This window comes from Lutibacter sp. (genome assembly GCF_041596795.1).
Classification (GTDB): domain Bacteria; phylum Bacteroidota; class Bacteroidia; order Flavobacteriales; family Flavobacteriaceae; genus Lutibacter.
The window spans coordinates 1-10,492 of the sequence record NZ_JBFHHX010000116.1 but is presented as its reverse complement, the minus strand read 5'-3'; the positions used below and the strand labels follow the sequence as shown (position 1 = coordinate 10,492).

At 32.0% G+C, this 10,492-nt stretch carries 3 protein-coding genes; all 3 read right to left on the bottom strand.

The features are described from left to right. The coding region (locus tag ABY298_RS12210) for a choice-of-anchor D domain-containing protein (RefSeq protein ID WP_372746340.1) at window positions 1-6,594 on the bottom strand (6,594 nt) is incomplete at its 3' end. 137 nt (window positions 6,595-6,731) lie between these two features. Next, a complete protein-coding gene (locus ABY298_RS12205) occupies window positions 6,732-9,338 on the bottom strand; it encodes a metallophosphoesterase (protein ID WP_372746339.1) in 2,607 nt (868 codons plus the stop codon). Continuing rightward, complete coding sequence (locus ABY298_RS12200; protein ID WP_372746338.1) at window positions 9,335-10,240, bottom strand: tetratricopeptide repeat protein; 906 nt, start codon at window positions 10,238-10,240, stop codon at window positions 9,335-9,337. The genes ABY298_RS12205 and ABY298_RS12200 overlap by 4 nt, the downstream gene beginning before the upstream one ends. Window positions 10,241-10,492 lie beyond the last annotated feature (252 nt).

The following is a 10,492-nucleotide window of genomic DNA, read 5'->3' as shown; positions in this document are numbered from 1 at the left end:
TGATGAAGTTTCTCCATCATAACCTGTATCATTAAATGTAATGGTTTTTGGATTGTCAGGATCTGTTCCATCTCTTAAGGATGCGGCTACTGTTGTGTAGTTTTTTCCATCATTTGCAGTATAAACAGGCGACGACCATTGATTGTATCTATATTTATTGCCTTCTCCTTGTTGATCTCGCTCTATATAACCACTACTTGCAGGGTCAAAATAACTTCCTTCTGGTTGAATTAATTGAGATTCACCATCTAAATCTATAACACCATCAATTTTTAAATAATGCGTAACATCTAACCTATTATCAGCATTTATGGAAAGTTCATTTGCATTTACTTTTAAACCTAAAACATTTACAGCCCTAACAGTATTCACATCATGTGATGTTGTTACAATATTCCAATCTACAATAGTTGATCCATCTACCCCTACTGTATTTGGAATATTCCACACACTATTTTGGGTCCAAGTAGTATTTGTATCCCAATTTCCATTTATAGCAGTAGTATATGGTAAAGGAGCTGTTTGCTCTTCAGCCGTTAAGATATTTCTAATTCTTCCATTATTAGCATAACTGGATTGATCTACTAAATCTCCAATAACAATTGAATTCATTGGGTAATAACCTAATAAATTGGCCCAAGCCAAACCAGGTACGTCTATAGGAATAGTTTTACCTTTAACGAAAGTTCCATTTTCTTCAATTTCCTGATTCATCATCATATGCATTTGCTCTTCATTTAAGGCTACATTCCAGATTCTAACCTCATCAATCCAACCATGAAATTCATTAGATAGTTTTTGAGATAAATCTGTATCATCAAATTTAGCACCTAATAAAAAGGATTCTGTTGTGGCAAGTGGCGCTGAAGAAATTGAACTAGCGCTAGCAACTTCAACTCCATCAATATAAAGCTTTACAACTTTTGTTACATCATTGTAAGTAGCCGATACATAATACCATTTATCTTTTCCAATTGCATAGGTAGCTGTTAAATCTACTATTAATCCTCCTGAAGTATTGTACCATTTAATGTTTGGATAATTATTAACAAGTCCAAAATTATAACCTGCATTTGTTCCTTTATTACAATCTCGTTTACCTACAATAAATCCATTTCCGTTTGATGATGAATTTTGTTTTACCCAAGCTTCAATTGTAAATGAAGACGTTAAATTATGCTTATCTGCAAAATCTATATAATCATTAAAACCATCAAAATCTATAAAACTATACACTTGATCTGGCTCCCTCCAATCTCTTTCTGGAGTTGCTATATCATCAATATTAGGGAGTAGCATTGGTGAAAAACCTTCATTTGTAGGATTATAATTACTTGCGGTTTGACTTATATTATTATCAAAGCCATCATCCAGTCCATCTTCATCTTCATCTAAGCCCGTTTTTAAACCTGTAAAAGCCGTAATGGAAGTTAAACAAGAACCTTCGTCACTTGGATTAATGAACCCATCACCATTGGAATCATGTCCTTCAATTATATCTAATTCTCCATGATTATCTGAATTCAAATCTAAATAATCTGGCGTTCCGTCTCCATCAGAATCTACAGGTATTAAACCATTTCCACCAAATCCAATATAATTATCATATACATCTAATATACCATCACCATCAGAATCTACACCTGTGTAATTTATAAAAGTTGCAAGTGTTGCCTGAGCTTCAGTATGGTCTGTAATACCATCATCATCACTATCGATATCTCTAAAATTAGGATATAATGTTTCATCTGCATTTTTATAAGGATAATTATCTGGAAATCCATCACCGTTTGCGTCTGGGCCAGTTATTAATAAACTTCCAGCGCCATCAAACGGGTCATGGTAACCATCTTTATCTACATCTGTAAAACCATCTATTTGCCCATCACCATTTACATCTATTCCACCTGCCTCTATAATGTCTAATATTCCATCATTATCACTGTCTAAATCTATCCTGTTAATAATTCCATCATAATCAAAATCTAAGGCAAGTAATTTTCCTGCTTCAGAAATAAAATAAGTATTTGGATCAGAATCATAAGGTTCTGAAACTCCATCACCGTCTATGTCAATAAAATTATCTACTTTACCATCGCCATTCTCATCTGTTCCTCCACCTTCTACTATATCTGGTATTCCATCATTATCACTATCAGAATCGTAAAAATCATCTATTCCATCTCCGTCTGTATCTAAACTACAATATTGCACACCTGCAATTCTAATGGTACCACCACCAGTATAATCAATAGTAAAAACTATTTTACTCACCTTAATATTTGGGAAGTAAAAATATGCCGCTCCATAAATATCATCCGCTCTATTTTCTGGATTGTTTGCATTTGGAGCTGTGGTATTATAAATATCTTCAATAGTATTATCTCCATTAAAATTTATATATGATCCTAAATGGTAAATACCTTCTTCAGTTTCTAAATCAACTATTACACCGGCAGCATCATACACATCAATTTTATACTTTTCACCTTCATCAAAATCAATTAGTTTAAAAAATAAATTATTAACAGGAATTGCAAATTCAAGTTTAAATTCACCTTCGGTTACTGGACCTCTTACTCTTAAACCAAACCCGTGTTGACCGGCATCATATGCATTTATTTCTGTAAATTTAGTTTTATCATTAACGCTATAGGTAATAGAATTTCCATCATCAAGAGGTGTTGTAGTTAATGGTAATTTATTTAATATTTGTGTTTCACCATCACCATCTGTTTCTAAAATTTCTGGTTTTGTTGTAAAACAACCTTCAACTACATCTGGCAATGCATCATTATCGTCATCGGCATCTAAATAATCTTCAACACCATCTAAATCTCGATCTGGTTTTATGGTAGGAACTAAAATAAAATCGTTATTTGTTTCTAGAGATAAATTAAAACTAATATCATTACTAGAAGCATTATATTGGTGAATTTCTACCGCTATTTCATTAACCCCATTAATTAAAGAGTTATCAACTTTATAAACATTCCAAAAATCTTCAAAATTTCTATCGGTTGCCAAATTTGTTACATCACCAAAAGCCGTTGTATTATAATTGATTGGACCTGTAGGCATGTTATTTCTAAGAACCTCCACTCCATTTATATAAACTACAATTCCATCATCTCTAACAGCATTAATTTGTAAGGTTGAATTGGTAACATCTACACCTGTAGCTGTAATTGTTTTTCTAAAATAGGTTGTTATTTGAGAATTATTAACCAAAACTGTAGTTTCATCTCCATCCCCAAAGCCTAATTGTGCATTCCCTGACGACCAATTTGCTCCCGAAGGTCCAACATTTGCTGTTCTCCAAGCGGTTCCTTGATTTGAACCATCATCTAAATAATACCATTCCTCATCTGGAGTTAAAACCAAATTATTAAACTCAATATAAAAATCGAAACTCACATCAGAACTTGTACTGCTATTTTGATGCACTTCAACAGCAATTTCATGAGTACCAACTGTTAAATTATTCGTTAATATTATATTTTTCCAATCATCTTCATTTGGAGTATCTGTTGTTGCCACAGTACTAAATACTATAGCTCCTGTTGGCATATTATCTCTCCAAACCTCAACTCCATCAATATACACAACCATTCCATCGTCTATAATAGCGTTTAAAACCAAATTTTTGAAGGCTGCCTCTGTTGCACTTACTTCAAATGATTTTCTAAAATAGGTAGTAATTTGATCTACATCATTTATAACTGTAGTTTCATCACTATCACCAAAACCTAATTGAGCAAAACCTTTTGACCAAGTTGAATATAAGCCTGTATCTGTTTGCCAAGCAGTACCTTGATTAGAACCATCATCCTTGTAATACCAAACACCTCCTGCTTCTAAAATTGAACTTTTCTCCAATTCTAAATCAAAATTAAAACTAAGATCTGAACTTGTTAAACTATTTTGATGAATCTCAACAGCTAATACGTTTGTTCCTACTACTAATGAATTTATAAAATTTTTACTTGTCCAGCTAGATTCATTAGATACAGCAGCACTTGCAAATGTTGAATACGAAATGGTACCCGTAGGCATATTATCTCTCCAAATTTCAGTACCATTTAAATATACAACCATACCATCATCCCTAATGGCTTTTAAAGCCAAAATATCAAATTCCAAATCTGCAGCTGTAGCTATAAAAGTTTTTCTAAAATACGTAGTTGTATAAATATTATTAGCATCTCCTCCATAACTAACAACTGTAGTTTCGTCTCCATCACCAAAACCTAATTCTGCATTTCCAGATGCCCAAGAAGAATCGTCGTATCCCGTTCCTTGCCAAGCAGTTCCTTGATCTGAACCATTATCTAAATATTTCCATGCCCCATTAGGGCCAACAGTTTGCGGTGTAGAAATTTCTCCAGCAACATTAAATGTATACGAAAATTCATCACCATCATTATTAAGAATTGTAATTGTTGCCACACTTGGACCAGCATTTGTTGGACTATAAACAACGTTAAATGTTCCAGTTCCCAATGCTGAGATTGATACAGGAACACCCGTAATTGTAAATTCTGCATTATTACTTGTAATGGAAGTAATATTAAGTACGGCAGATCCAGTATTTTCTATTGTAAATGCATGTGTTTCGGCAGTTGCAATAGCTGAACTGTAAAAATAGGTGTTATCTCCTGCGTAAGGAGATATATCACCACTAGCAATATTAAAGCTGTTACCTTTTAAATTTATTTCAGGAGCCAATGGTTGTCCAGTTCCTTGAACCGTAAATGTATAGGCTTGCTCTGCAATATCTGGATCGTTATTATTAACAGTAATGGTACTGTTAAAAGTTGAAAAATCGTTACTTGGAGTAAAAATAACATTAAATGTTGCTGAACTTCCAGCCGCTACAGTTGTAGGTACTCCAGATAAAGTAAATTCTCCTAAGGAACTAGTTATTGAACTTATAGTTAAAACAGAAGTTCCGTTATTTTTAATTGTATATGTTTTGGTTGAAGAAAGACCCAATTGAACATTTCCAAATTGCGTATTATTTACTACTGATGGACTATTTGCACTTGCATCAGCAATAAAATTTGAAGCATCATCAACAATTTTAATTGCTCTCACTGGTTGGGTGTATTCAATGTGAAGCGTAGGCGCACCACTAGAATCTCCATTATAAGATTCTGCAATTCTAACACCTGCTCCTGATACTTTTGAAAACACAAAAGACATTGCATTTCCACTATTCCAACCATTTCTATTAATAATTTCCTGAACTATAGTTTTTAATTCTGAAGTTCTTTGGTCTATTCCTTGATCGCCTTCTGCAGGCCAACTTGGTGGTGTCCAACTTACATTTGCTAATGTGCTTGAAGAAAGTGTTCCATCTATTCTTTTAGAAATATTATAAGCATCATTTGTAAATATAGATGAATTATCAACATTTATCCCTTTAACATTTAGTGTAACAGCTGTTGGATTTGTTTCATCTACTTTAAACTGAATATATGCTTTAGTTATAGTTGAACTAGCTGGAATTGAAACATTTTGAAATCGAATACCAACAAATTGTTCATCTGAGCCATCTTTATACAACTCCAAATCTGTACTTGATAAATCCATTGCTCCGCCAATAACATTTTCTTCCACATCATCATCACCATTAATCACTGGAATATCTAAAGAAGAAACTACAATTACCGTTTTAGTTTCTATATTGACCAATGTATTACCCGCATTTGCAACTCTTAAAGACACTAAATAAGTGCCTGTTTTTGTTGGTGTAAATGAAGTTGGTGTAGTAACCGAGGTATTATTTGCTAGGGTGCCTGAATTTGAAGTAATTGAAACACTAAAATTATCTGGGTCTAAAGCAGACCATTGGTAATTTATACTTGTTAATGCTCCATCAAATTTCCCTATTAATGTAATTGGCTGCCCTAAACTAATTGTTGTAGGGCTAGTACTTGGCGTGGTAATATTAGAATTTAATGATCCTCCACCTGCAACAAGTGTACTAAAAGTAACTACTGATCCTCCTCCTCCTGCACCAACAGCAACTAACTGATTATCAATATATATTTCAGAATTATTAGAGGTTTTACCGGTAATTGTACCTCCAGAATTTATTTGAAGAACTGCGTTACTAGATAAATACAGTTCCGTTTTTTGATTTACAAAATTTAACACACCCGTTGAAGCTATAGAAAGTAATGGTGTTGTTAAATAAATTTGTATAAGCTCAGATCCTCCAATACTTAATGTACCATTTACAACAACACTTCCCATATTTACAGTTGGGTAACCAGCTGCTGTAAAATTAGAAGAAATTGAAATTGTATGGGTTGATTGTATAGTTACATTATATGTACCTGTATTCTGCCCTGGGTATGTTGTTGCGTTATCCCATGCCGTTCCATTGTAAGTTTGCCAAGATAAAGAATCGCTCCAATTTCCTGTGGTGTTTTTTGAACGAAAATCGCCTGTTGTTTGTCCAAAAACTACTTGTACACTAACTGAATTCAATAAAAATAATAGAAAAACTAATTTTAAATATTTAAATTTTACTTGCTTAAATATGGAAGAATTAATTTGTGGGGTTATATGTAATTTTCTTTTCATTGCTTTGGTTTTAAACTTTTTACTGTAGGAGTTTGTATTAAACTCCCTCTCAATTTATTTACTATAAAGAAAACTTAGTTTGAAAGAAAAACCAGGTTTTGTATATAGTTTAAGTTCAATCCTTTTAAAAAGGTAAATTATTCAACAATTATTGATTTATAATAATTATTTTGATCTGTTTCAATAACAACCATGTACATACCGGTTTTTAAATTACCAATATTAATTTGTTGTTTTTCAGTCTCTTTTACTAAATTACCAATGGTATTGTAAAAACTTACTTTACGTAAATTTTCGTTAGATTTTAAATCAATATTTAAAAAACTATTTGCTGGGACTGGATATAGTTTAATTAAATTATTATCCTTATCTAAATTATTTGCTGATAGAGTAATACCTGTTTTATGTATGGTGAAATAATCGGTTATTAGTTCCGTAGATTCAACAAATTTTAAATTTAAATTTTGACCATTATTACCATCACTTTCAATTTCAATAACAGAAGAGCCTAATTGATTTTTATTAAAATACATTGCTTCGTGAAAACCATCTTGATTAAATCCAGATATTTTACCAGCCGAACCAGTAACAACGTATACTGCTCCTTCATTGTCTGTAGCCGTTTTTGAATAAGCACCATCAGTTGTATCAGCCTTACCAGATTTATCTCCATTTATGCCAACTGTATGCAATGCTGCATCAAACGAATCTGAGTTTCCATAATGCCCATTTATAAAATAGGAACGTTCATAAGAGTGCGAATGACCATTTAAAATTAAATCAACACCACCATCTTCTAGAATACTTAAAAAATTCTGTCTCATAGCTATTAATTCTGTTTCAGTATCTGAATTATGAGAACCTTTTGTATATGGAGGATGATGGAAATATGCTATAATCCAATCTTGGTTTGTGTTATTTATATCATTTGTAACCCAGTTCATTTGAGTAGCATCATTATACAAGCTCATAGATTCTAATACTATAAAGTGGATATTGGCATAATCATATGAATAATAGGCCTCAGTTCCTGATGCTGTTCCTCCTGCTTCTGCTGCTTTTGGAAATGTGAATATGTCATAATAAGGTGATGCGGAAGCGTTAGAAGCTCCACCTACTGAATAGGTTTCGTGATTTCCAAGACAAGACCAAGCAACTGTGTTTTTTAGTATAGGAGCAAAACCATTAAAAAATCCTCTTTGAAAATCTGCATCAGAACCATTATCATAAGCATTATCTCCTAAAAACAACATCATATCTGTCTGTCCAGGATTTGACCCAGCATTTGCCACATAATTATAATATGCGTCTCTCACAGCTTTTTGTTGCCCAGCATAAGAAGTTTGCCCTTCGGTACCTGCATCTCCTAATGCCCACATTCTAACAAATTGTTTAGTGCCGTGAGGTGGAGATGTTTTTACAAACATTTCACTTTCTTGTGGTACTAAAATATATGTAGCGTCGGCAATTTCATAATAATATTTGGTGTTTGGATTTAAACCTGATAATGTAACTTCATGTTCGGTTGTAGAAGTTAAATCTAACACGGTATTATTTAAAGCTCCTAAGCTAGTTCCATAATTTACAACTGATTCCGTTGCGTTATTTGTTCTCCATTTAACAATTACACTTGTTGGCGTTCCTGTTTGCAAATAAGGCCCTCTAACTACTGTGGCTGCTCCTACAGGAAGATCGCTAGGTGTAAGTTTAAAATTAAAGCTAATATCAGAACTAGTTGTGTTTACTTGATGAATTTCTACAGCAATTACATTAATACCGTTTATTAAAAGTGTAGAAGCCATATTTTTTGTAATCCAAGCTGATTCGTCATCTCCACCAATAGTTTGATTTGCTAATGTTGAATAAGTAAAGGTCTCATCAACTCCATCTCTCCAAATTTGTGTATCATTTAAATAAACCACCATTCCATCATCTCTAACAGCTTCTAAATCCAAGCTATTATAAATTGATTTATCCGCAATTGAAAATTCTTTTCTAAAGTACGTTGTAATTGGTTTTGGATCACTTGGAGTTCCAATATTAGTAGCTTCATCTCCATCGCCATAACCTAATTCCGAAGCACCGTAGTCCCAAGAACTATCATCATAAGAAATGGCTGTCCAAGCTGTACCTAAATTAGAACCATCATCTAAATACCTCCAAACGTCTCCTGAAGAAATAGATTCTACAGACGGAGATGGAGGATTTGGTCCAAATGCTTGAATTAAAATATTATCTATAAATAAAAAGGCATTAACATCATTACCAGATGCTGAACTTCTAAATCTAAACGATGTTGTTGCTGAAAAAGTAGCAGTTATACTAACTTTTTGTTGGGTATATTTTGTGTTATTTGTGAATAAAACATCAGCATCTATATTAAATCCATTGGTAGGAAATTTTAGCCAATTTGATCCATCGATACTATATTCTAAATAAAAATCATCATCTCCATTATAATCTGTAGTTTGAAAATCAAAATAAATATCTACTGAAGTATATCCAATTAAATCAAAAGAATTTGAGTAAACCGAATAAGTAGCATTGGCTCCTCCACTATTTAATTTAATAGCATAGTTATTATTTGGCAGTGAATTGCTAACTAATTCACAATATGTTCCTCCATCATTCCATTGAGTTCCTGTAAAGGTTCCACTTTCAAAATCTTCAGAGTTTATGGTTATTTGTGCAAAAAAAGTTGTAGCAATTAACAACATTCCTAAAAAAGTAATTTTCTTTATCATAAGGTCAGGTTTTTTTCTAATTCATTAATTTGATGCAATAATTTTTTTATGGCAATTGTATTTTGATATTTTGGACTTAGCAATGCGATTGAAGTTTTGGCTTGTTGCAAGGCTATATTAGAGTCTTGTTGTTTTTGAATAGTATTTAAATACACAGCCTTTTTATAATACCATAATTCCTTTCTGGTGGTATTCAAAATAAAATAATTGTACTGGTTTAGTACTTCATCTAGTTGATTTGAAGCTATTAAATAGTCAAGTTTTTTTAATTGTAAGGTAATTGTGTTTTCTCCTAGTTTAAGTAAGCCTGTGTTAATAGCATTAATTGCAGTTTTATAATTTTCATCATCAATACGTAAAATTATATTGCAATATTCAATTATATCATTTGGCTTTAAATTAGTGGTGGAATTAATGTAATTAGAATAAAATTGATAAGCCATTAAAGGTTTATTTAACTTAATGAAAATTTGAGCCTTTAATTTAGTAGCTTCCAATGTAAGAGATTCAACTAAATTTTCATTCTCTAGGCGTTTTAAGGCATTTTTATATAATTTTCTTTGAAAATATGTTTCGGCCATTCTAAAATGAAGAGAACCATCTCTAAGCCCTAATTTTTCCGCTTTTAAGTAATCTTTAGTTGATTTTTTATATTCAAAATGTTGAAAGTATAAAAATCCTCGTTCAAAGTATAAACTTGCTTTGGTTGGATTTTTAGAAATCTCTATTGAAATTTCATTAATTCTAGCAGACAAACTACCATGACTATAAACAACTGAGTTAAAAAGAAAAAAAAAGACACAAATAAAATAGAAAACCCCTAATGACTTTTCTCCAAATTTAGGCAGTAAATTTTCCGATAATTTAATATTATGAATAGAAAGAAAAACTACTGGGGCCATAGTTAAATATTAAGTTAGGGTTTCAATAGCACTACAATTTTTTTTTATATTTTCAAAGCTATTTGTATCAAATATAACTTTTTAAAAGTTATAAACAAACTAAATTGATCGAAAAATCACATCAACTACTTATTTTATAAGCTTTTACAATTCCATCAAAAGACTTATTAACCTTTTACCAGCGCCACAAAGCTCAATTTTACTATAATCAGCGTTAATTGCTCTCGAATAAATATTTTTTACACCTACCAT